The sequence below is a fragment of the Nonomuraea composti genome (assembly GCF_012034275.1).
Taxonomy (GTDB): domain Bacteria; phylum Actinomycetota; class Actinomycetes; order Streptosporangiales; family Streptosporangiaceae; genus Nonomuraea; species Nonomuraea composti.
This window is the reverse complement of the sequence record NZ_JAATEP010000178.1, coordinates 1-310: the sequence shown is the minus strand read 5'-3', so window position 1 is coordinate 310 and position 310 is coordinate 1. Positions and strand designations below refer to the sequence as shown.

Annotated in this window: 1 protein-coding gene; it reads left to right on the top strand. The window is 62.3% G+C overall.

Translation table 11 applies throughout. The features are described from left to right. The coding region (locus tag HCN51_RS57885; protein WP_168022246.1) for a hypothetical protein at positions 1-310 on the top strand (310 nt) is incomplete at both ends.

The window sequence follows — 310 nt, the reverse complement described above, 5'->3', positions numbered from 1 at the left end:
GCCGCGAGCACGGTCACGGTCGTCAAGTGGGGCAAGTTCTTCTCCAGCGACCGCAAGGCCTACACCTACGGCAAGACGTGGGCCTCCCACGGCAAGGTGTTCACGAAGTGGTACGGCGTGGACCGTCCCGGCGGCAAGAAGGGCTGGGTGTGGTTCGAGTACTACCAGAACGGCTCGTGGCACAAGTTCAACAAGTCGTGGGACGGCGAGGTCGTCGGCGCCTGGAGCGGCAAGGGGATCAAGAAGGTCTACACCTTCACCTGCTGGGCCGGGAAGTTCGACAACTGCGGCAAGAAGTACCGCATCTACT